Here is a 21,778-nt window from a genome sequence, read left to right on the forward strand (position 1 = left end):
AGTCATCACCATAGGTTGTAAATTTTGTGGATTTATATAGATTTCACCTGTCGCTGGACATACGTGAGATCACTGTTGAACCTGATCTGGATCCTGTGATCTCTGCTGCAATGCGTGCTGGGCTGCGTGCATCACATCAGGCTGGGAATCCTTGGCGAGAGTCTGCAAGGTTTCCAGATCCGTTCGTGAATTGAGCGCCACGGCCTGACGCACCATTGTGGCTAGAATCACTGGCGCGTCTTGCTCGTTCACCGTACCCAGACTTGCAAGGTAGGCGAGGGTCGGGGCATCGGTACCTTCGGTCTGCGCTCCTTCGAGACGAATGCGCCAAGAGGCCTGAGGATTCTGCAGGGCAGCGGCACGGACCTGTGCATCGTCATCCTTGGCAAGTCTGCCAACGAGCCAGTTCTTATCTGAGACATTTCCAGCGACTCCTGCACGAACACTCGGCTCTGCATCGCCAGAAAGTTTGACCAGAACATTTGGGAACGGCATCTTCTCGGCAAGAAACACTCGATCCTCAACAGGAGTGTGGGAATTGCCGGCGACAGCCTCCAGGAGTGCCGTAGAACGCGAGAATGCTGCCTGATCGGTACTGTCAGGGAGCGGCGCACGAGCCACTTCGCTCAGTTCGGCTGTATCGGTCGAATGACGCAGACGCTCATATGAAACATTGAGAGTCTCTCCAATATTGTCGTTCTGCTGTGGTTCTTCGTCCGTCATGCTAGCCAGCTTAATGAGAGCGCCTGATTTATATGCTGATTCGCATGCCTCTCACAGTCTGTGTCAGCGTTCAATTTCAATGCGACAGTGCAAGAATGCTGCGCTGAAGACCCTCCTCATGCAGCTGAATGTCGCCACTGAGCCCATCAACGATGCGAGTCTTGAAAGATCGGGCATTTACAGCGGGAATATCAGCGATAAGAACAACGTTCTGGGTATATTGTGTGTCCACTATAGACCCGTTGTTCAACGCGATCGCCCGTTTGCACAGACTCAGCTGTGGATAGCTGATGATGAGTGTGAATCGAGCGCACATGATGGTTTTGCCGTATTGCGCGACGTCCAGAGCTGTAGCTGCCGCGCTTGCATAGGCACGCGTCAAACCTCCCGCACCAAGCAGAACACCTCCAAAGTAGCGGGTGACGGTTATCGCGCAATCCGCTACCGAACGATGCCGCAGGAGCTCGAGAATGGGTTTCCCGGCAGTGCCGGCCGGTTCACCGTCGTCACTCATGCGTTCTGCTGCAACATCGTTTGCATCAAGATACAAGGCGGCAAATGCGATGTGTCGCGCCTTTGGATGCTGCAATCTGATGCGGGCGACAAACTCCACCGCATCATTCACCTGATCGATATGGCAAGCATCCGCGATGAATCGTGAGCGCTTCTCTTCGAAGACCCCATGTGCGGCTGTTTCCTGGGTATTGAGAATGGTGAGTGAATCCTGCATCACACAACAACATTAGTGGCTTTTCCAGCATAGAAGTCACGAATCGAATCCACACACTGACGGACCGCATTATGCACGGCCTGATCGGTGCACCATGCGGCATGTGGCGTGAGGATGGTATTCGGCACAACACGAAGTGGATCCACCTCAGGCATCGGCTCTGTATCGAACACATCAAGCCCGGCAAAGATGTCACCCTTTTCGAGACGGTGCGCGAGAGCACCCTTTTCAATCAATTCAGCACGCGCCGTATTGATAACGATGGCACCCTTGCGCAAGGCAGCCAGATCGTCGGCTGTGACGATTCCCTTGGTGTGCCTGTTGTATGCCAGATGAAAGCTTACCACGTCTGAAGACTCGAAAAGATCGTGAATGCTTTCTACTGACGCAGCTTGAATCTGTTGCATTTCCTCAACATGAGGATGGTGTGACCAGACCTTGACATGCATGCCAAATCCGTGTGCAATTCGAGCTACCCATTGGCCAATGCCGCCGAAACCAACGATTCCCATCGTCTTTCCATAGAGTTCTGTACCATTGAGGGGTTGCCATTCGCCTTCGTGCATATCAGCGTTCATTTCGCCGACTCGACGAGTGATTTCCATGAGCAAGGCAATTGCGTGCTCTGCGACTGCCGCGTCACCGTAATGAACGATGTTGCAGATGCGTATTCCATATTCATGAGCTTTTTCGAGGTTGACATAATTGTCAACGCCTGTGCCGCCAAAGGCTATGCAACGCACCGTTTGGCTCATTGTCTTCAGCAGATCGTCACTGACATGGAAACCGACGACTATCACCGAGTCAGCGCCTTTCATTCTGCGAGCCAGAATATCCTCATCCAGCATGGTATCAGTGAAGAGACGAACGCGGCAGAGACCATCGAATTCAGGAAGCAATGCTCTGAACGCCTTTACCATAACAGGTACACAGTTCGGAATAACGAGTAGGGGCAGACCTTCGCGTGAAGGCGTAGTTTCGATAACACTCATGCTGTCAAGGATAGAACCGGAGCATTACAGGCCAGATAACGGCTCTGCCATTCACGCTTTGAGAGAACATGGTCGCCATGTGGGTGAGATTGCGAGTGACAAGCGGCGTCGAAAAATCGAAATTGCGAGTTTTGTGGCAATTCCAAAGTATCTGGCTGCATTTACCGTCCATTTGGACCATTCTTCCGTCGATTTTGAACAAGGATACTGAACAATTGCCACAAAAACTCGAAATTCGCTCCATCAAGTTTCCCTGCCTCGTCAGCGGGCTTGGGGTTGTGTCGATTCCGTGGACAAATCCCATTCCCTGACAACCCCGGCATCGGCTCCCATCGAATATATGACATTCGAAATGCGTTGTCGTATCTGCTGATCTTGCGTCGGATTGGCACATGTGTTGTTTGACGACAGCGGGCACCATTGATACATGTTGCCTTTCATGTTGGAGGTTGCAACCCAGTCAATGCGATTGACCTTCCAGGAGCCGGCTACACCTTTGTTGCCTGCGAACTGAATTCGCGCTGTCACTCCCTGGTTATTGACGATTCGTTCCGAGGGGGCGCTGACTGTTATGGCATTGCCCAAGCCATATATGATCCAGGTTCCGTTGTAATTTTCGATAGGCTGGGCACAATGGCACCCTGCCCCATATATCACGTCAAATTTTCCGGTATCCGCCAAGGCATGGGCCTCTGCCTTCTGCCATGAATCTGCATGATCCAGATATTCCTGAACGGAATGCATCGCCATCGCAACCACATCGGCACCTTCGCTTCGTACCGTGTCGGCCTTGGCAACTGCCCTGTCGATATCCGCCTGATGGAGAGGATCTCCAAAATCACGCAGACGATCAACGCGCCAATCAAAGTCAGGAATCATGGCATTGAGCGACACCGTTCCCGTTACCAAGCCAAGCTTGCCACCCCCGGTAGGCGAATCGATAACGAGTGGCTTCTCGGCATCTGCCTCGGATACATATGATCCTATTTGAGCAATGCCATGGCTGATCAGTTCATCGTTGAGCCGACGTATGCCCTCTGCTCCCTGATCCCATGAATGATTTGTGGCGTGGGTGCATGCCCTGTAGCCCACCTTGGCAACCGAGTCGACTACCTCCGGTGGAATGGCAAAAACCGGATATCCGGCATAAGGGCCACCGCGCTTGGCTATCGGTGTCTCGAATTCGCATATAGCCAGATCGGATGCCTTGATATAGTCTGCCATGGGCGCGAACAGCGAGGTGAAATCGAATGCGGAACCATCCTGTGCAGCGGTGTTCGTTCCCTCGAAATGTTGCCACAACGTTGGATGGAACAGCAGATCCCCATTGACGAGTATCGATATACAGTCCTGATCGGGACAATCAGGTGCTTTGCCATGGTGACTGATCACAGGGTCGGGCACTCCCGATTGCCTCGTTATGGCATCATGAGCAATCACATCGGAACCGCTCGGAGTCAAGGTCTTGTTGTCCATTATTCGAGACGAGATCATCCAGATTGCAAGTATCGCGAACAGGGCAACGAGCATCAACAGGATTGGTGAAAGAGCCTGAAGATATCCACGCCTGCGCCGTCTATTATCGAGGTGCTGTGGTCTTTGCCGTCGATTCATAACGAGGAACTGCCCATCTTCTCTTCGGGTAATGCGGGTTGTGGTGGCATCTCTTCTCTCAACAGTTTCGCATATGTTACAAAACTTATCGAGTACTGTCCAAGGATGCTTCTTTTGAGCAGAGCGCGGGACTTATACAACTTCACAACAACAGTTTTTACAAAAAATGAAAAAATGAACAGAATGTGAAATGCCGATATTGATGTAGTAGATTTGCCTCGAGGGAACGGAAGGACAATGGCGTACCTTTCGAGCCCCCTACTATCCGGACTCCCCTTGCTTTTGAGTGGAAGCACCGATACAGCGCAGGATTCTTCACTTGGAGCGTTATATTGCCGCATTCAAGGACTCAAGCTGTGCCCGCACCTTGTGCAGCTTGGCATATATCTCGTTGCGCTGGGTGGGATTCTTTGCTCGGGCATGATCCTTGGTGAGTTTGGCCTCAAGATTGTGCAGTTCCGAGAGCGATTGAGACCGCGCAATGCGTGCATCAAGATTTTCTGGATTGGATGTATTCAGAATTGCCTGGGAATTGAAGCTTTCCCATACCTCTTCGATCTTCGTTCCACAGATTTTCAAGGTGAGATCCTGCGCCTTGTGCCATTGCCCAACGAAAATCGTGTTCTGTTGCACGTGACCTGCCCTTACTGGCAGTGCCCTTCGCACAGCCAAGGCACACTCATCACCTTGATCACCGCTCCTAATGCATATGAACAGTATGCCTGATGGACGCAGTTTCGCGATATGTTCGAGTGCATCGACGGGAACTTCGGACGCATTGAGCGCAACGGCAACAATCAGAATCTCCTTGAGCTTTCCCTCGGCAGGGAGTTTCATGTTGGATGAGTTGACGACACCAAGCACCGCAATTTCGCTGATATCATTGACAAATCGCCGTTTGAGCCCTGAAGACACCGGAACTTTCGTGTAGAACATCTGTTTCGGCAGAATTCCTTTACCCTCAGGCATCGCCGCCTGCTGAGGCAATCCAAGAGTCAACGCAGAAACTGAAGCACACTTTGCAACTGCCATGGTCCACCTATTCTCGTTCGTGACTTGCGAAGGATGCGCAAGATGTTATTCCATACTACTTGCCGAGCAAAGATTTTCCATGAACCGCCGCTGCTGTGAGAGATGCTGTTGCAAGAGACATCGTTGCAAGAAAGCAGCATGATTGAAAGCCTTAATCATACATACGGGAAGGCTATCTTGCAGTCTCGTCGAGAAGCGAAGTGGAGTCAGCTCGATAATGATCTCCACTTCGCTCGGCTTTCGTTACATGCATGTCAGAATCGACCACGCGACGCTGGCGGGGAAACGACCGGCATCATAGCGCAGCTGCCTGGCCGCAGCCGAGCCGCCACGCTCCGCCGCGATGCCGTCCTCACGTTCTTTGAGCGCAGGAGCCACGGAAACCGACGGCGTCAGCAGCGGAATCAGCGTGCACTGAAGTGCGTGGTACAGATCGGACTTGCCCGGCCAAACCGTTGCAATAACCCTGTTATCGCAATCAAGCTGATGAAACCACGAACCATGATCATGGTCAATCAGATATTCATCGATATACGCCCAGAAGCGGCTGTACCACTGCGCATACTCCTGTTTCTGCGTGACGGCAAACAGTGTCGCTGAAGTATTCACCGCCTCAGCCAAGGTCCAGTGCATGCGATCGGTAACAACCGGCTTTCCAGCCCAGTCGGTCGTGTACGCCAGGCCATCCCGACCACCTGGAGTGGTGGCCCAGCCATCCTCGACCGCGCGCCTGAACAGTGCCTCGGCAGCCTCGACCAGACGATCTCTCTCTGCCTTGTCAAGACTGGAATCGCTCAACGCATACTGGGTGATGAGACGAGCCCATTCGATGCCATGACCAGGAGTTGCCCCATACGGCTTGAACTGATCGTCCTTCTTGTCTGCGTTGAACTCAAGATCCGGAACCCAGTCAGCGGTGAAATGCTCGGGAATACGCCATTCGTTACGCTCGGACCATCCAACGACGTGACGCACGATCCGACCTGCGCGCCTCCGCCAGGTCTCGTCCTCAAGCACGTCGGCCAAGGCAAGAAACGCCTCGGTCGTATGCATGTTCGCATTCACCCCGCGATAAGGATCAAGCTCCGTGAACTCTGTGTTCCACGTATCTACGGCAAGTCCTGCTTCATCATCCCAGAAATGCGTGAGGAATGTTGCCGTCGCCTCATCCAACAGTTCCCTCGCACCGGGACGACCGATCAAGGTGGCCGAAGCACTGGCCAGCATGACGAACGCATGCGTATAGCAAACCTTGCCCGGCTCGGGCGTACCGTCTTCGCTGACGGACGGATACCAACCCCCATTCCTGTCATCATGAAGGATGCCTTTCAGCCCCCTGAGCGCCGCGTCAACAAGCTCCGTCGAACCCTCGTGCCCTGCTATTGCTCCCAGCGAGTACACATGAGTCATACGACACGTTATCCAGGTCTGAATCCCCTCGCTGGGATCAGGCTCGCCCACATCATCCAGCCAATACGAACCACCCTGCGGCGCAGGGAAACGATGGCCGAACCCAAGAAGGTCATCACGAACCTTCCCCAGAAACTCACGATTCTCATCAGTACCCAGAACATAGGCACCAGCATTGGCCTGCTTACTCAACGACATTGTTGCTCCCTTCAATACACCAACAGCTGCAAAACCGTTTCATTCGATTGCAGTTGCCAACCAACTTTCTGCAGACCACACACGAGACTTTGAAAAATCACCGTATGGTCTCACCTGACATCATTATCGAGGTTCGGTGTCACGAACGTACGTGGTGGAAAACAGCCTACAACATGCTGGAAAACAAAGACAGTGGAGTGTCGTCAAAGCGGTTTGACACGCCGATCGTCAAAGCGGTTTGACTGAATCTTCAAACAGATATAATTTTGACTCAAAGCTTGGGAATTAAAAGATGCCCCAATGGAGGGGATTGGAATGGATAAACCTACGATCGCGGACGTTGCACGCTTGGCAGGAGTGACCAAGGGGACAGTGTCGCATGTTTATAACGGTCACCGACCGATTTCCGCCGCAACTAAGAAGAAGGTCATTTCTGCCGCACTCTCCTTGGATTGGTCGCCCAACTACAATGCACAGGCCCTGGCCGTGCAGCGCGCGAACGCAGTGGGCATCGTACTGGCCCGCGATCCAAGTGTCCTGGCATCAGACACATTCTTCCCAATCTTCCTTTCCGGCGTCGAGACAGTGCTTGCCAAGCATGGAGTTGCATTGGTTCTACAGGTTGTAAATGGGCACGAAATGGAATGCGAGGCATATCGCACCATGGCGCAGGGAAGGGTCGATGGCGTCATAGTGCTTGACCTGAGCCGCAACGATTACCGTATACCACTCTTGAAGAAGTTGCAGCTCAACGCCGTCCTAGCCGATTCTTGCAACAGCTCAAAAGACAGAGGATTCTCCAATGTTTGGGTTGATGATAGAGCACCGATAAAGATACTCATCAGTCATCTTCTCGAGCTTGGACACAGGCGCATAGCGCATGTCTCCGGCCCGATGCAATACGTTCATTCGTATGAAAGAGCGCAATGCTATATCGAAACCATGGGCAGCGGTGAACTCCTCCGAACAGGGGATTTCACCGCGAACTCCGGGGTGGAATGCACCAAGGATCTGTTGTCGTCGTCGAATCCGCCAACGGCGATCATCTATTCCAACGATGTCATGGCTACGGCAGGACTCTCCTACGCGCAGAGCCAGGGATTCAAGATACCCGAGGATCTTGCCGTTGCAGGCTTCGATGATGACCCCATCTCGGAGCATCTCAATCCACCACTGACCAGCGTATACACCAATGCTTTCAAACGCGGGCAGATCACCGCAGACCGTCTTCTTGCAGAGATCAATGGGGCTCTGCCCGAGTCGGTTGAAACAGAACCGTCGCGCATCAGATTCCGAGCCAGTACAGGAGATAGATAGATTTGGCACCTCGCCAATTTCATATTGAAATCAAGTGAAGGGAACACTCAAGGAGGAGTGAAATGAGAAACAAATATAGGCCTTTCGCTGTTTGGTGTGGGTGGGGCTGGTTATATGGTGACGGTGGCTAGGTCGAGCTTGCCGCAGGTCAGGTAGATCATCGTGGAGAAGTAGTCCATGTTGCGGAAGCCGCGGGCTCGGGTTTTGATGTGTTGGATGATGCTGTTCAATCCCTCGAGGATCGCGTTGGTGCACCGGTGGTCGAAATACGTGAGGATGTCCTGCCAGTGACGACGGATCCGGCGGGCGAGGGTTTTCATGGGTTCCAGACGGGAGTGCATCATCCACGAGCACAATGTCTGGAACCCGGCTTCGGCCTGCATCCGGCTCGTGCTGGTGGCGTAGATGTCCTGGAGGGTCTCGCGCATCTGGCAGGCGCGTCCGGTCTTGACCCGTTGTTCCTGCAGGTTATGCTTGGTCTCCAGCTGGAGCCCGGTCAGGCCCTCCTCGTTGCGCAGCCACAGGTATTTCGTGCGCCTGAGCAGGGGGTTGCGCCCGGCCTCCGTCTTGCGGACCTTGTCGACGGCCTCGTTGGCGTGCTTGATCACATGGAACTTGTCGATCACCTTGGCGGCGTTGGGCAGGTGTTCGCGGATGCCCTTGGCGAACCCCAGGCTCATGTCGCAGGTGACCAGTGTCACCCGGTTCGGGTCACCGTTGTGGTCCATGAAATCCAACGCGAACCGTTTGACGGTGTTCGCGTCCTTGCCGGGCACCACGCAGATCACGTTGCGCTCCGCCAGATCGGCGACCACGGTGATGTACCGGTGGCCTTTGCGGCTGGTCTCGTCGATGCCGATCGCCTCCACGCCCGTGTAATCCTCGTACAGGCGGGCCTGGTCCACATAATGTCTGATGAACCGCCACAATCTCGTGTCATGTTCGCCGACCTGCTCGGCTATGTCCGCGACCGGCTGGCTTTTCGCCAGCTCCACGACCATCGCCTCGAACAACAGCGTGAACCCGCTGCCTGGACGGGCCCACGGCACCGGCACCGCACGCACGCCGTGCTCGGGGCATGATACGCGCGGCACGCCCGCGTGGATGAACGCCTTGTACTGGAAGAAGTTCAAGTGCCGCCACACCCGGTTCCTGACATCATGCATCGGGCACGCCTCCCGCCCGCACTCCGCATGTGGGCAAGAAAAACGCGAGCCGGGCTCGAATCCGATCGTGATGTGCAATTCGCGTCTGCCGCCCTCCCCGTCACGGAACTCCACACCCGAAACCCTCCAGGGATCAGGCAACTGCAAGGCGGCGGTGAACAACAACGTGGTATCCATACCCCCAAACTACCCGCCAGCCACCTCCACCCGACCAGCCCACCCACACCAAACAGCGAAAAGCCCAAATATATAACAACGAGCATTGCTATTGCCGCAGCTCTAGTCATGGCTTTGAGCGGTTGTGGGTCAGGCGGAAGCGCAAGCAGCGCCGACACAAAAGCACAGGGACCGATCAAGGTTTGGTTTTCCAACAATGAGCAGGAACTAGCCTGGGGAAAGACAGTGGTGGCGGCGTGGAACAGCAAACACCCCGATCAAAAGGTCACTGCCCAGGAAATCCCCTCCGCATCATCTTCGGAAGAGGCGATTACCGCGGCCATTACCGCAGGAACCAGCCCGTGCTTGGTCTACAACATTTCGAGTTCATCAGTACCTGGCTGGGTCCGGCAGGGAGGATTGGTCGATCTTTCCAAGATTAGTGACGGCAACAGCTATATCGAAACTCGCTCCGGCGATGCCTCGAACTCGTACAAAACCAATGGAGACTACTATCAGTTGCCCTGGAAGTCGAATCCAGTCATGATCATCTACAACAAGGCCATTTTCAAAAAAGCAGGAATCAATCCGGAAAATCCAGGAATGAACACATACAAGGGATTCCTTGCAGCAGCGAAGAAGATCGTCTCCTCCGGAGCCTCGAAGAGTGCCATCTGGCCAGCTCCCACGAATGAGTTCTACCAGCCTTGGAACGATTTCTATCCGCTCTACCTCGCTGAGACGAGCGGCACTCCCTTGATCAAGGATGAGAAGGCCACGTTCGACAGCGAAGCGGGACGCGATGTCACACAGTTCTGGAAGTCAATCTATGAAGATGGGCTCGCGCCTACTGAGAAAGCAGCTGACGATGCTATGGCACAGGGAACGACCGCCATGCAACTTGCCGGCCCATGGGCGATAGCTTCATATAAAGGCAAAGTGGATGTAGGTGTAATGCCTGTACCCACCTCGACAGGCAAGAAGAGCGTCTACACTTTTGCTGACTCGAAGAACATCTCAATGTTTACGTCGTGCAAGGCTCAAGGCACAGCATGGAACTTCCTCAAGTTCTCGACGAGCGAAGCTCAGGACGCCAAGTTCATCGAGGCAACTGGCCAGATTCCCATGAGGAAGAACGCGACCAGCAATTATGCATCATTCGTCGCCAAGAATCCGTCCTATGCACCTTACGTGGATCAGTCAGCACGTACCGGTGACGTTCCGAGTATTACCAATGCCTCAGAGGTCTGGCAGAAGTTCCGCGATCTTTGGTCGGCCGACGTGATCTTCGGCAAAGGTTCCGCGAGTACATTCGTGAGCGATTCCGCTACTGCTGTCAACAGTCTCGTGAAAAAGGGCTGATGCCATATGCATGACAGCAATCTCCAGCGTCCCTGGTACAAGCGGATACGCTTGTTCGGGGACCAGCCGGTAGGACTGATATTCTCAGCCCCCTACATTGTTTTCGTGCTTGCCATATTTGCATACCCATTCATTTTCGCAATCTACATGGCATTTCACGATTACTTCTTTACAGCACCGGGAGTGCAGGCGAACAAACCCTTCGTCGGCTTCAAAAACTTCCAGACCGTACTGACAGATCCTGATGTATTGCAGTCGTTCCGGAACATTCTTGTCTTTCTGATCATCAACGTTCCCCTGACAGTGGTACTGGCGTTGGTGTTGGCGACAGTGCTCAACAAAGGAATCAAGTGGGCTGCGGCATTCAGAATCGCCTTTTACCTTCCCTACATCACGGCGAGCGTGTCCTTGGTGGGCGTGTGGATGATCCTGTTCTCTCAGGATGGTCTCATCAACGCCTTCCTTGGGCGCTTCGCCCCTAACCCATCTTGGCTGGTGAATGAGCATCTGGCGATGCCGTCGATAGCACTGTATGTCACGTGGAAACAGCTTGGTTTCTATATCTTGCTCTACCTGGCGGCACTGCAGAACGTTCCCCAGGAATTGCACGAGGCGGCCGAGGTAGACGGAGCGAATTCCTTCCAGAGATTCATTCACGTCACGGTCCCAGGAGTGAGATCAACGACCACATTGGTCTTGATACTGGCAATCATCACGGGAGCAAACCTGTTCACAGAACCATACCTGCTGACCAACGGAGGCGGCCCTGATGGTGCATCAACTTCGCCGGTACTGCTCATCTACCAGTTTGGTATCCAACAGCAGAACCCGGATTTGGCATCCGCGATCGGCATGGTGCTGGTCATCCTTGTCGGACTGCTCTCTCTGTTCGTTAACAGATTAAATAAGGAACGGTGATCATGCATCACACATCTAAGATAAGGGTGGCGTTACGCCACGTTGTAGTGATCTTGGCGGCCCTTATATTCGTTTTCCCCTTCTACTTCATGATAATCGGAGCCTTCCAGCAGAATCCGACGAACACTCCGGACAGACTGTTCCCGATGTCGGGCTGGACCTTGAATAACTTCATCGCTATCAACTCGCGCATCAGCCTGTTGGGATCGTTGTTCAACTCGCTCGTCTTCGTTGTCGGGGTACTGCTGGGAACGGTGACATTCGGTCTACTTACAGGATACGCGGTTTCCTGCCTCAAATTCAGAGGGAAAGGCTTCGTCTGGATATTAATGATGCTCGTACAGATGATCCCTTTCCAGCTGCTCATGATTCCGCTGTATGTGCAGATCGCTCGGAACTACGGTCTTGGTGATACCTATATCGGAATTATTCTGCCCTTCGCCATCAATACCACGGCCGTATTCATCTTCGCCCAATTCTTCAAGGCTCTGCCGCCATCGATTTTCGAGGCTGCAAGGATAGACGGGGCCGGGGAGCTGCGGATACTATGGTCAATCGCCATCCCCATGGTGAGACCGGCCTTGGTAACGGCTGTACTGGTGACGTTCATCGGCCCGTGGAATGAGTTCCTGTGGCCTTTCCTCATCACCAAAAACACGAGCATGCAGCCATTGGCTGTCTCCTTGGCGAACTTCATATCATCGGTATCGCAGTCGATGGCGAATCCCAATGGGGCAATCCTTGCCGGTGCGACCGTTCTCGCTTTCCCGGTGGTCGTTATCTTCTGTGTGTTCCAAAAATATTTCACTGCATCTGACATCGGATCAGCTACGAAAGGATGAAAATCATCATGACCGGAACGAGTTTCTTCACCGGCGCAACATTCCCTCTGGGACCGTTCACCCCATATGAGCATAATCCAGTGCTCAAACCTTTGGGTGGATCGTGGGAATCGTCGAACCTGTATAATCCCGCTGCCCTTGTGGATGGCGATGAAGTGGTCCTTCTGTACAGGGCCCACGCAGAAGACATCGTCTCACACATCGGGCTGGCAAGAAGCAGAGACGGATACCACTTCGAACGGGAATCCGAGCCAATCTTGTCACCCACGGAAGATTACGAACGCTACGGCTGCGAAGACCCACGGATCACCGCGATCGACGGGACGTACTATCTGACCTACACAGGTTGGGACAGACACAATGCGAGACTTTGCCTAGCAACCTCAACGGATCTACATCACTGGGAAAAGCATGGCCCTTTGTTCAAAGGTTTCGACACATTTGCCGCGACCAACACACCCCATGGGGGCGACTGGTCAAAGGCCGGCGTGATCCTGCCTTACCAGCTCAAGGACAAGTGGTGGATGTATTTCGGCGAGGGATCCATTTATTGGGCCACAAGTGACGATCTAATTCATTGGACGCCCGGAATCCCCGACACTGATCCGCTGTACCGCTCCACCCCAGGCTCCTTCGACGCAGATCTTGTTGAGATCGGCGCCCCGCCGGTGCTCACCGAGAATGGTCTACTGGTATTCGTCATGAATGGAGCCACGCGTACCATCCGCGCAGATGGTGAAGTCGATGTAGATTACCGATGCGGGCAATTCGCCATTGATCCCGACGAGCCAGATCGCGTGATTGCACGTATGAATACTCCGTGGCTCAAGCCACAGACCTTCGAGGATCTCAATGGCCTTGTCCCGAACGTCACCTTCGTGGAGGGATTAGTGTTGTTCAAGGGCAAATGGTTTGCATATTATGGCCAGTCTGATACCACGCTCGCAGTTGCCGTGCACGATCCGAAACAGACATGGGGCGGCAAATTGATGCAGGCAGCCGCTTCACTATGATGGAACTACATAATTGGCACAGGTAAACCCAAGGCATCGGCCGGGCACTGAAACAAATAGGATCTTCATGGTCGCGCAGATCCTATGATCTTCAGCATTTCGGCACTGGGTTTCCAACGTCGCTAGGAGAACCGGGCTGGTTGAACTCCGATGGGATGATCGATCGGTCCGGCAAACTCGTCGACAAGGCACTGCGCGACTTTACCAGTCCGCTTCATGAAGATGTGACCTGCGATTGGCATCCACAGGTCACATGGCTGGGCGGCGGTATGGGATCTTCAATATTGGAAGCGCGAATCTCGTCAGGAATCAGCATAATCATATTGCTGTGCTGCCTATTTGGGACCTGTTCCAATGCTTATCTGGAATTGGTGTGTATCGCCCAGTGTGCCAGTTGTTCGGCTTGAGTGGTTTTCAATGCGGAAAGCCTGATTCTGGTATCTTTTCCAAATGCAAACAGAGGCATAATCAGCTTCTCCACATCTGCTCGCATACGCAGCGGTGTGGTATAGCGGTCCACTGTTTGGATTCGAGACCGCTTGGTAAACAGTGTGAACATAGTGAATCCCCTTGCACCGCCGATGACAATATGCTCATCGTCGAGGATCTCGTAGCCTTCGCATCGAGATTTCATCAGCCGGAATACACACCAGAGACCGCCAAGCAGCACCAATGGCAGCACAAGCCACAGCATCCACATATGCTGCGTGAACACAGCAATTCCGATGAGTGCAAGACATAGGAATGCAGTAATTTCGAGCGGAATCAGCAGCATATAATGTAACAGCACACGAGCCGTATGGTTCAGTCGAGGTTGAGCAATATGCCATTTCGGGAGTATGCGCGATATGACGGCATACAGCTCTCGATCGCGGATTACCGGAATCAGATCAATGCTGCCGCTGTCACCATCATCATCGCTTCCATGAGCTGCACTCACGGCAACAGTGACGGAACTCAACTTCAAGACGCTTCGCAACACGTTTCGGTGAATGCTCACATTCTGAATCCGCTGCACCGGCACAACAACCGTGTGCCTGGTCAGCAAACCACGTTGAATCACAACATCGTCGCCACGCAATGATACCTGAAAATCATAGAACTTGAACAGAGTCGTCACGACACTGAACGCAACAGCGGCAAGAATCAGAACGATTGTCAACAAGCTGAAGGCAAATATCGAAGTTTGAATGAACTGCATGATCCGATGTTCGACATCGGCCAGAATGTGAGCGTTCACCATCTCGTTCAGCCTACCCATCAAGCCCAGCATGGCGAGAAGCGTTCCAAGAAGTCCCAGATTCGTCACTGCGAACACCACGATATCCCGCAGGTGCGCTCGATATACGGGTATATCTGCGTTGGGTTGGAAGGGTTGCGAAAGTAATGGCCGGGCAAGCGATGGCTGCACGGCAACAACCGTGCCATCAGGTCTGCCGTCAGCTTCTGCCTCTGCAGCCCCGCGTCTGTCCAAGACTGTGTCAGCATTGCACCGACTACTTCGATATCGTTCAAGCTCTGCCTGGATCGATTCGTCAACAGCACTCAACACGATTTCTGCATCACTATCGCCGGCACTGGCAACGCTCAGCTTTATGGCATGGAAAGGCTGGAAATACAACGGCTGTTCCTTGCTTATCGCATGAACATGCGATAGCCCAATGACCTTGCGCTTGCGGTTGATAATGCCGCAACGGAATTGAATCGCTCCGTTCGATAGGCGAAAGGACTGAGTGAAGTACGTGAGCAATGGCATAACGACCACATTCGTCAACAGCAACACACCGAGAGCCACGAAGCACCAGAATCGCCATTGGGGACGATTGAGCACGATAATGCCAATGCCCACCATCAGAGAGACGATTGACTTAAGCCCATCAACGATTTCAGACACCAGAAGGATTGGGTGCATGAGCCGCCATGAGGATTCTTGTGTGATCGAGCTGTCATCTGCACTGTTGTCTGATGTGGTATGTGAATGCACAACGCTGCTCGAAGGACTTGCTGGGGTCTTCGCTCCCCTGCTTGTCATCACAGATCTTCCTTGGTGGCCAGCACCTTGGCTGTAATCTGTTCAACGACCTGCAAAGCCTCATCGGAATTCAGCGCCTCGATATCCTCCGAACCGACCGCTGTGTGAATGGCTACGGCAGTAAGTGAAAACATGCGCAAGACCGGTCCTTGACGAGTATCGACATGTTGTACGCGATTGTATGGGACGACGGTCAGATTGCGCCAGAACCATCCGCGTCGGATAATCACCTGATGCTCACCGATCGAAAACCGGTTGATTGCATATTCATAACGGGAAAACAACGGCTGCACAATAATTCTGATTCCTGAAAGTACCGCAATCACCACGATCACGATGCGCTGCCACGATCCCCACCACCCCCAGCGAGGAAAGAACACTGCTGCAAGAGCACAGAGAATCAATACAAAGCCCTGCCCGAATATGGTCGAAAGCATCCAAACCATCTTCACCCTTAACGGGAGTCGTCTCCATTGCTGTGTAGCCAGCCACGAATTATTCTGGTCTGTCTCTTCGTGTGCCTCACCCATAGCGCAAGGAACCTTTCTCAATGCTTATTCTTTCCACCATCACAAGGTTACAGAGGCTGTGCTTTCGGAAGTCACTTTTAGCTGATTCCGCTCAAAAACCGACTCACAAAGCACAACGTGCAACGTGCGTGCCAGTCATGGTTCGTTCAACACTACAGTCCGATATGAATCGACTGCCTTCCATAGCGCTGACGGATAGAATCGACGGCTCTTTCCGTTTCGCCATGCTTTTCACACTGCACTTGATCCGGTTCGTTGAGAATGTCTTCAATCGTTGCCTGAATCGCAGTGCTCCTGGCCTGAGTCAAACCGGACGCGCTTACCCCAGCCAAACGAACGCTCCGCGGCAAAGGCCGAGATTGCAAGACACGCGATGATTGTTCCTCTTTCTGGTCATCCATACCCATCATGGTCTGAAACAGTGACCGCGCAATTGGATACATTACCTGGGCAGTGTCACATGGACGCTCGATAGTCTGCGCCTTCGTTCGATAGCTCAGATCATCGAAGCGAAGCTTCACCGTAATCGTGCGCGCCAGAAGATGACGCGAGCGCAGACTGGATGCAACCTCGTCAGAGCAACGCCGCAGGAGCGCAATAACAGGAAGAGCACTGTTCGTGTCCTTGGAGAAAGTTCGCTCTGACCCTATGGATTTTTCGGGTGCATGGAGCACAATTTGTCGTTCATCCTGACCGCGAGCCGCCTGATAGAGGGTATGCGCCAAACCCGGAGAAGCCACCATCTCCAAGAGTTCGGCCTCACTGTGCTGAGACAATGTCTCAACACCGTTGATTCCCCAAGAGTTGAGCCTTTTCTCGAGCGATGGGCCGATGCCGGGAACTGCACGCAAAGGCATCATCTGCACAAACTCGGCTTGCCTTGCCACCGGAATCAGCAGCATTCCATTCGGTTTCGCATTGGTCGATGCCATTTTGGCAACAAGCTTGTTCGAAGCGATGCCAACGGAACAGGTAAGCGAAAATCGTGAATGCACCTGGGTACGAATCCAACGGGCAATGGCTGATGGGCTTTTCCACCGTCGTAAGGCAGGCCCCACGTCCATATATCCCTCATCGACCGATACACGTTCGATACGGTCGGTAATCTGACTAAAAACCTCATCAAAGATCCGATGCGACATGTGCCGATAATATTGCATGTCAACCGGTAGAAAAATTCCTTGTGGGCACAGTCTGCGAGCTCTCGATACCGGCATTGCCGAGTTCACGCCATATGGACGTGCCTCGTAGCTTGCGGCGCTCACCACTGATCGAGCGCCAGTACCGATAATCACTGGTTTACCGCGCAATTCTGGATGCCTCGCAACTTCGCATGATGCATAGAAAGCATCCATATCGATATGAAGCATGGTGCAACCAGATTCATCGTGACCCCAATCACGCTTGGCGGCTGCGAGTCTCGGTGATGTGCTCATACTTCAATCCTAGCGTTACGCGGCACCTATGACCTTTCTCTTTGGCAAAGGCAGAACGTGTGTAACGAAAGACAAATCACCCCTTCGGAGTGTTTGGTATGACCTATCCGAAGAGCATGGTAATATGTTATGCTGTTGCGCTTTATGGCTTCCACAAGATACCATCGGCGTGATGGAGACGTGCCTGAGTGGCCGAAAGGGGCACCCTGCTAAGGTGTTGATTGCGCAAGCGATCCAAGAGTTCGAATCTCTTCGTCTCCGCGAACAAGGGTTTTGGATATTCGTCCAAAGCCCTTTTTCCATACCAACACACTGAGTTACGCACGTTGTGCTTTGCAAGTCGGTTTTCGGGCAGATTCGAGCGAAAAACTACTTATGAAGCACAGCGTGAGAAGAGCTGAGGACCATAGGGCCTATGTGTTCAGCGAATCGAAGATTCTATCAGGCGGGCGGCGGCTGCACGAATTGCCTCATCTGAAGCAGTTATGGAGAAACGTAGGTATTCAGGGGCACCGTAGAATTCGCCAGGGCTCGGAACAATCCCCAGCTTCGCCAGCTGACCCATATCTTCCCAGCAGTTCTCTCCAAGCGTGTGCACCCAAACGTAGAGGGCACCCTGCGGCATATGGGCATCATAGCCGTATTCCCCAAGCGCATTGACAAGCATCGTCAGACGCGTATGATATCTAGCTTTCTGCTCCTGAACCGCCTCGATGTCTCGCAAGGCAGCAGACATGGCATGCTGTACTGGACCGGGAATAATAAGTCCAATCTGCCTGCGATAGCGAATCATGTCTTCGATCAGTGAATCGTCTCCCGCAATGAATGCGGTGCGATATCCAGCCATGTTCGACTGTTTGCTCAAGGAGTACAGGCTCAGAATTCCGCGTGCAGATCCGGCGCAGACCTGAGGGTTGAGCAAGCATGGTGCCGAATTGAACACCGAAGTCATGTCAATGGCTTCAGGCACATCGGAGTATGGGCGCTCCCCTATGTTCGTACGGTGTTCGGAGAGCGAGTAGTCATTGGCCTCTCGCCAGTCGAGAAATGCGTAGCATTCATCGGAAAGAACGACAGCACCAATTGCGCGTGCCGCCGCAACAATCGCAGCAAACTGCTGGGAGTCAATGATCTCGCCTGTTGGATTACATGGCGAATTGACCCAAATTGCCCTGACATTATCAATGTTCTTCCAGGAAGATACATCGGTGACATCATCGACCTTGACGACTGTGGCGCCTGCAATCTGAGTGCCTATCTCATACGTGGGGTAGGAAATCTTGGGTTGCACCACAACATCGCCTGCATTCAAGTGCAGTAGGCTGACCATCAATGCAACTGCTTCCTTGGATCCGACCGACGGAACGACGGAAGCATGAAGCATCGTCAGATCAACGCCACGTTGACGAAGAAACCAGTCATGAATGGCATTGCGCAGTTCACCGGAACCTATGGTCTGAGGATAGCCGTGAGCGTCTGCTTCATCGGATGCCTGCGACAGTGCCGCACGAACCGACTGAGGCACTGGATCCACAGGCGAGCCCACGGAAAGGTCAATGCATCCACCGTCGTATGACTGCGCAATGTGTCGGAACCTGGCAACACGTGACCAGTCATAAGGCGAATCGAAATTTTGAAATCCCACGTACACTCACTCCAAGTTCAAGACGATATGAATAACTGCTCTTCAGTCTAGCTCAGAGCGATTAACCTGCGAGAGAATACATATGGAAAGCCGTTCGAACATCCTACTGTGCAATGGTTGCTGTGGGTGACCCGTCCTTCAACTTTTCATTGCCCAGGCGTGAATGACGATATGAGTAGCCAAAGTAAATGATGAATCCGATAACAAGCCAGACCACGAAACGAATCCATGTAAGCACTGTCAGATTGAGCATGAGCCAGAAGCACGCAAGCGCGACCAGAATCGGGACCCAGGGATTGCCTGGAATCGAGAATGAACGCCTTACATCCGGACGCTTGCGACGCATGATCGGCACGGAAATAGCCACAAGGGTGAATGCCGAAAGCGTGCCGATGTTAACCATGTCAGACAAGATTCCGATATCGAAGCACGACGCGATGATCGCCACCACAATGCCACCGATGATCTGAATCGATGCGGGCGTGCCATGGCGACCGGTCTTCGACAGGCCGCGAGGCAGCAGCCCGTCGCGGCTCATCGCAAATACGACACGGGTCAAACCGAGCAGCAAGACCATCACGACTGTGGTGAGGCCAATGACAATGCCGAAGGATATGATCTTCGCTGCCCATGTGGCCCCCACAAGCTCGAATCCTGTGGCAAGCGACGGTTCGGCTGCCTTGGCGAGATCCTTGTAGGAAACCATTCCGGTGGTGACTATGGCGACGAGAATATAGAGAACGGTGACGATGGAGAGCCCAAGAATGATGCCCTGTGGAACGGTTTTATGCGGATTCTTGGCCTCTTCTGAAGTGGTGGCAACAACATCGAAACCAATGAAAGCAAAGAAGACGAGGGCAGCGCCGGAGATAATGCCCGGAACACCGTAGATCGATGGTGCCATGCCCGTTGCCCATTGCCATAGCGGTTCGGTCATCGTACCGGTAACCGTGGCACCCTTGACAGAGCCAGCAGGCTGAGACGTGGGGATAAAGGGCGAATAGTTCGAAGCCTTGACATAGAAGAATCCGACAACGATAACGAATATGACGATGGCAATCTTGAGGATGGTCAATGCACCGTCGACTCGTGCGGAAAGCTTGGTTCCCAGCACCAGCAGCGTGGTGAAGAAGGCAACGATGATGATTGGGGCAACATCGATGTGGAACGAGCCGATAGCAATGTTCGTATTAAACCTGATGCCCATCAGCTGCATGAAATCATTGAGATATACGCCCCAGTACTTGGAAATGACCGATCCTGCCATCAGCATTTCGAGGATGAGATCCCATCCGATGATCCATGCAATGATTTCACCGACTGTGGTGTAGGTAAAGGTATAGGCAGAGCCAGCGACCGGAATCATCGAGGAAAACTCCGCATAGCACATGGCTGCAGCACCGCAGACGACAGCGGCCAGAATGAAGCTCAGAATCACGGCAGGACCAGCATGATAAGCGGCAGCCTGAGCCCCTACCGAGAATATGCCTGCGCCGACGGCAACTGCCACACCCATCACAGCCAAGTCCCAGGCATTGAGTGTGCGCTTGAGCTTGCGATGCTCCTCGCCAGTTTCAGCTACTGTTTGCTCGACAGATTTCGTTCTGAAAATGTGCATACCCTCTGATCCCCCACGCCCTTGTTGCGAAGACTGCAGTACGCCGCCTTGTGGAGTCATAAGTATATGCCGTTTCGTGATGCCCGCAAGCCGATTCGCACTCATTGCAGCGATTACCTGTCCTGTGGACACGGTGATCTTGAGCGTCGGCTAGATTACTGAGCAGTCAGGAAGTGATGTTTGCGCTGTCTGACGATGACGATGACGATGACGTACCTGAGCCGCTCTGGCTGGAATCGGAACCACTACCCGAGCCTGACGAGTCAGAACCTGAGCTGGAACCTGAATCGGTTCCTGATCCTGTACCAGATCCCGACATGCCATTCATGCTGCCTCCCATCTGGCCATATCCATTGCCTGTACTGGAATATCCCTGAGTGGTCGAACCGGTTGAACCAGAGGTTGAAGCATAGACAATCAGACCGCCGCCAAGTCCGCCAAGAAGACCGCAGAGCAGCGACATTCCAGCTACAAGCCCGACTACGCTGCCCTTGATGCCGAAACGCTGTGCAAAAGACTTCTTTCGCGCTGGTATCGGAACCTGACTGCGACCATCTGCATGGTTTTGGGCCCAGTCACCTGGATTTGCATGCGGTTGATAATAAGCATTGCTTCCCTGCGGCACACGGTTCGAATACGGCGTTTGTGGCGTTCTTGGCTGACGAGGCGTTGCCGGTCGGGCAACATTGGGACTGTTGGGGTTGTTGGTGGTATTTGGATTGCTCGGGTATGGACGGGAGGGGGTACCAGCATTGGATGCAGGCTCAAAATTCTGAGAGTCATTCGGACGGTAGCCGTTGTTGTACATCTGCTCTGCATTGACCGGATACTTGCCGATCGGATGAGCCAAGCGTGGCTGCGACTTGGGAGCCGAGTCATGTGGTTGTTGACTCGAAACGTTCTCTTCTGGGTTGGTATTATTCACGTCACTCATGATGGTGGCCTTTCTGTGCGACTGATACCATTCAACGGCTCAAATCGTATGAAAGGCTGAAGCGTTACTGCGTATGAACATACGTCTTGCGCAATGTCTTCATGAAAAAG

At 53.2% G+C, this 21,778-nt stretch carries 18 protein-coding genes, 1 tRNA gene and 1 pseudogene; 7 read left to right on the forward strand and 13 right to left on the reverse strand.

Translation table 11 applies throughout. The annotated features are described in order from the left end of the window. Positions 1 to 69: 69 nt before the first annotated feature. From BAQU_RS03620 to BAQU_RS03630, 3 genes are all read right to left on the reverse strand, one after another. Positions 70 to 723, reverse strand: coding sequence for an AbrB family transcriptional regulator (locus BAQU_RS03620; protein ID WP_094692849.1), 654 nt, complete (start codon positions 721 to 723; stop codon positions 70 to 72). Between the two features lie 76 nt (positions 724 to 799). Continuing rightward, positions 800 to 1,453 (reverse strand): IMPACT family protein, encoded by a 654-nt coding sequence (locus tag BAQU_RS03625; protein ID WP_094692851.1) that lies wholly within the window; start codon positions 1,451 to 1,453, stop codon positions 800 to 802. Then, positions 1,453 to 2,445, reverse strand: a complete 993-nt coding sequence (locus BAQU_RS03630) for an NAD(P)-dependent oxidoreductase (protein ID WP_094692853.1) — start codon at positions 2,443 to 2,445, stop codon at positions 1,453 to 1,455. Before BAQU_RS03630 ends, BAQU_RS03625 begins: the two co-directional genes overlap by 1 nt. Here BAQU_RS03630 and BAQU_RS10415 point away from each other — a divergent pair. Beyond that, positions 2,444 to 2,656: a hypothetical protein gene (locus BAQU_RS10415; RefSeq protein ID WP_094692855.1), complete on the forward strand. Its 213-nt coding sequence runs from the start codon at positions 2,444 to 2,446 to the stop codon at positions 2,654 to 2,656. The two genes, BAQU_RS03630 and BAQU_RS10415, sit on opposite strands and share 2 nt — an antisense overlap. Positions 2,657 to 2,706: 50 nt before the next feature. On the opposite strand, the gene BAQU_RS03640 is transcribed toward BAQU_RS10415, so the two are convergent. The 3 genes and pseudogenes from BAQU_RS03640 to BAQU_RS03655 all read right to left on the reverse strand — a co-directional run. Then, a complete protein-coding gene (locus tag BAQU_RS03640; RefSeq protein ID WP_094692964.1) occupies positions 2,707 to 3,975 on the reverse strand; it encodes a CapA family protein in 1,269 nt (422 codons plus the stop codon). A gap of 411 nt (positions 3,976 to 4,386) precedes the next feature. Next, complete coding sequence (locus tag BAQU_RS03650) at positions 4,387 to 5,091, reverse strand: DUF4391 domain-containing protein (RefSeq protein ID WP_094692859.1); 705 nt, start codon at positions 5,089 to 5,091, stop codon at positions 4,387 to 4,389. 360 nt (positions 5,092 to 5,451) lie between these two features. Continuing rightward, positions 5,452 to 6,699, reverse strand: a pseudogene (locus tag BAQU_RS03655) (AGE family epimerase/isomerase); the annotation flags it as partial. A gap of 315 nt (positions 6,700 to 7,014) precedes the next feature. On the opposite strand from BAQU_RS03655, the gene BAQU_RS03660 reads away from it, so the two are divergent. Next, positions 7,015 to 8,016, forward strand: a complete 1,002-nt coding sequence (locus tag BAQU_RS03660) for a LacI family DNA-binding transcriptional regulator (RefSeq protein ID WP_094692863.1) — start codon at positions 7,015 to 7,017, stop codon at positions 8,014 to 8,016. 110 nt (positions 8,017 to 8,126) lie between these two features. Here the strand turns inward: BAQU_RS03660 and BAQU_RS03665 are convergent, their stop codons facing one another. Continuing rightward, entirely contained in the window at positions 8,127 to 9,359 is a 1,233-nt protein-coding gene (locus tag BAQU_RS03665) for an ISL3 family transposase (protein ID WP_094692865.1), read from the reverse strand. A 108-nt stretch (positions 9,360 to 9,467) separates the two neighbouring features. On the opposite strand from BAQU_RS03665, the gene BAQU_RS03670 reads away from it, so the two are divergent. The 4 genes from BAQU_RS03670 to BAQU_RS03685 are packed head-to-tail and all read left to right on the forward strand — an operon-like array spanning position 9,468 to position 13,473. Beyond that, complete coding sequence (locus tag BAQU_RS03670) at positions 9,468 to 10,700, forward strand: extracellular solute-binding protein (RefSeq protein WP_094692867.1); 1,233 nt, start codon at positions 9,468 to 9,470, stop codon at positions 10,698 to 10,700. Between the two features lie 6 nt (positions 10,701 to 10,706). Continuing rightward, positions 10,707 to 11,618 (forward strand): carbohydrate ABC transporter permease, encoded by a 912-nt coding sequence (locus tag BAQU_RS03675; RefSeq protein WP_094692869.1) that lies wholly within the window; start codon positions 10,707 to 10,709, stop codon positions 11,616 to 11,618. Positions 11,619 to 11,620: 2 nt separating this feature from the next. Beyond that, entirely contained in the window at positions 11,621 to 12,460 is an 840-nt protein-coding gene (locus BAQU_RS03680; RefSeq protein ID WP_094692871.1) for a carbohydrate ABC transporter permease, read from the forward strand. 8 nt (positions 12,461 to 12,468) lie between these two features. Beyond that, the gene (locus BAQU_RS03685) at positions 12,469 to 13,473 is read left to right on the forward strand and encodes a glycoside hydrolase family 130 protein (protein WP_094692966.1); all 1,005 of its coding nucleotides are present in this window, start codon (positions 12,469 to 12,471) and stop codon (positions 13,471 to 13,473) included. Positions 13,474 to 13,831: 358 nt separating this feature from the next. Here BAQU_RS03685 and BAQU_RS03690 read toward each other — a convergent pair whose 3' ends face one another. The 3 genes from BAQU_RS03690 to dinB form a co-directional block, all read right to left on the reverse strand. Further along, positions 13,832 to 15,505 carry a PH domain-containing protein gene (locus BAQU_RS03690; protein ID WP_094692873.1) on the reverse strand — a complete coding sequence of 558 codons (1,674 nt, stop codon included), beginning with the start codon at positions 15,503 to 15,505 and terminating at the stop codon, positions 13,832 to 13,834. Then, positions 15,505 to 16,035 (reverse strand): PH domain-containing protein, encoded by a 531-nt coding sequence (locus BAQU_RS03695; RefSeq protein ID WP_094692875.1) that lies wholly within the window; start codon positions 16,033 to 16,035, stop codon positions 15,505 to 15,507. Before BAQU_RS03695 ends, BAQU_RS03690 begins: the two co-directional genes overlap by 1 nt. 152 nt (positions 16,036 to 16,187) lie before the next feature. Then, positions 16,188 to 17,471 (reverse strand): DNA polymerase IV, encoded by a 1,284-nt coding sequence (dinB, locus tag BAQU_RS03700; protein ID WP_094692877.1) that lies wholly within the window; start codon positions 17,469 to 17,471, stop codon positions 16,188 to 16,190. Positions 17,472 to 17,645: 174 nt separating this feature from the next. Between dinB and BAQU_RS03705 the strand changes: the two genes are divergently transcribed. Next, a tRNA-Ser gene (locus BAQU_RS03705) sits at positions 17,646 to 17,732 on the forward strand. Positions 17,733 to 17,892: 160 nt separating this feature from the next. On the opposite strand, the gene dapC is transcribed toward BAQU_RS03705, so the two are convergent. The 3 genes from dapC to BAQU_RS03720 all read right to left on the reverse strand — a co-directional run bounded on the left by dapC (position 17,893) and on the right by BAQU_RS03720 (position 21,668). Then, a complete protein-coding gene (dapC, locus tag BAQU_RS03710; RefSeq protein ID WP_094692879.1) occupies positions 17,893 to 19,116 on the reverse strand; it encodes a succinyldiaminopimelate transaminase in 1,224 nt (407 codons plus the stop codon). 103 nt (positions 19,117 to 19,219) lie between these two features. Further along, a complete protein-coding gene (locus BAQU_RS03715; RefSeq protein WP_094692881.1) occupies positions 19,220 to 20,734 on the reverse strand; it encodes an amino acid permease in 1,515 nt (504 codons plus the stop codon). Positions 20,735 to 20,900: 166 nt separating this feature from the next. Further along, entirely contained in the window at positions 20,901 to 21,668 is a 768-nt protein-coding gene (locus BAQU_RS03720; RefSeq protein ID WP_094692883.1) for a hypothetical protein, read from the reverse strand. Positions 21,669 to 21,778 lie beyond the last annotated feature (110 nt).

The organism is Bifidobacterium aquikefiri, assembly GCF_002259795.1.
Classification (GTDB): Bacteria; Actinomycetota; Actinomycetes; order Actinomycetales; family Bifidobacteriaceae; genus Bombiscardovia; species Bombiscardovia aquikefiri.

What these genes read in the sequence shown, in the direction of transcription:
- BAQU_RS03670 (WP_094692867.1), top strand. Translation starts at nt 9,468, where the DNA reads ATGGCTTTGAGCGGTTGTGGGTCAGGCGGAAGCGCAAGCAGCGCCGAC.
- BAQU_RS03720 (WP_094692883.1), bottom strand. Translation starts at nt 21,668, where the DNA reads ATGAGTGACGTGAATAATACCAACCCAGAAGAGAACGTTTCGAGTCAA.
- BAQU_RS03680 (WP_094692871.1), top strand. Translation starts at nt 11,621, where the DNA reads ATGCATCACACATCTAAGATAAGGGTGGCGTTACGCCACGTTGTAGTG.
- BAQU_RS03650 (WP_094692859.1), bottom strand. Translation starts at nt 5,091, where the DNA reads ATGGCAGTTGCAAAGTGTGCTTCAGTTTCTGCGTTGACTCTTGGATTG.
- dinB (WP_094692877.1), bottom strand. Translation starts at nt 17,471, where the DNA reads ATGAGCACATCACCGAGACTCGCAGCCGCCAAGCGTGATTGGGGTCAC.
- BAQU_RS03695 (WP_094692875.1), bottom strand. Translation starts at nt 16,035, where the DNA reads ATGGGTGAGGCACACGAAGAGACAGACCAGAATAATTCGTGGCTGGCT.
- BAQU_RS03665 (WP_094692865.1), bottom strand. Translation starts at nt 9,359, where the DNA reads ATGGATACCACGTTGTTGTTCACCGCCGCCTTGCAGTTGCCTGATCCC.
- BAQU_RS03640 (WP_094692964.1), bottom strand. Translation starts at nt 3,975, where the DNA reads ATGCTCGTTGCCCTGTTCGCGATACTTGCAATCTGGATGATCTCGTCT.
- BAQU_RS03675 (WP_094692869.1), top strand. Translation starts at nt 10,707, where the DNA reads ATGCATGACAGCAATCTCCAGCGTCCCTGGTACAAGCGGATACGCTTG.
- BAQU_RS03630 (WP_094692853.1), bottom strand. Translation starts at nt 2,445, where the DNA reads ATGAGTGTTATCGAAACTACGCCTTCACGCGAAGGTCTGCCCCTACTC.
- BAQU_RS10415 (WP_094692855.1), top strand. Translation starts at nt 2,444, where the DNA reads ATGCTGTCAAGGATAGAACCGGAGCATTACAGGCCAGATAACGGCTCT.
- BAQU_RS03715 (WP_094692881.1), bottom strand. Translation starts at nt 20,734, where the DNA reads ATGCACATTTTCAGAACGAAATCTGTCGAGCAAACAGTAGCTGAAACT.
- BAQU_RS03685 (WP_094692966.1), top strand. Translation starts at nt 12,469, where the DNA reads ATGACCGGAACGAGTTTCTTCACCGGCGCAACATTCCCTCTGGGACCG.
- BAQU_RS03690 (WP_094692873.1), bottom strand. Translation starts at nt 15,505, where the DNA reads ATGACAAGCAGGGGAGCGAAGACCCCAGCAAGTCCTTCGAGCAGCGTT.
- BAQU_RS03625 (WP_094692851.1), bottom strand. Translation starts at nt 1,453, where the DNA reads ATGCAGGATTCACTCACCATTCTCAATACCCAGGAAACAGCCGCACAT.
- BAQU_RS03620 (WP_094692849.1), bottom strand. Translation starts at nt 723, where the DNA reads ATGACGGACGAAGAACCACAGCAGAACGACAATATTGGAGAGACTCTC.
- BAQU_RS03660 (WP_094692863.1), top strand. Translation starts at nt 7,015, where the DNA reads ATGGATAAACCTACGATCGCGGACGTTGCACGCTTGGCAGGAGTGACC.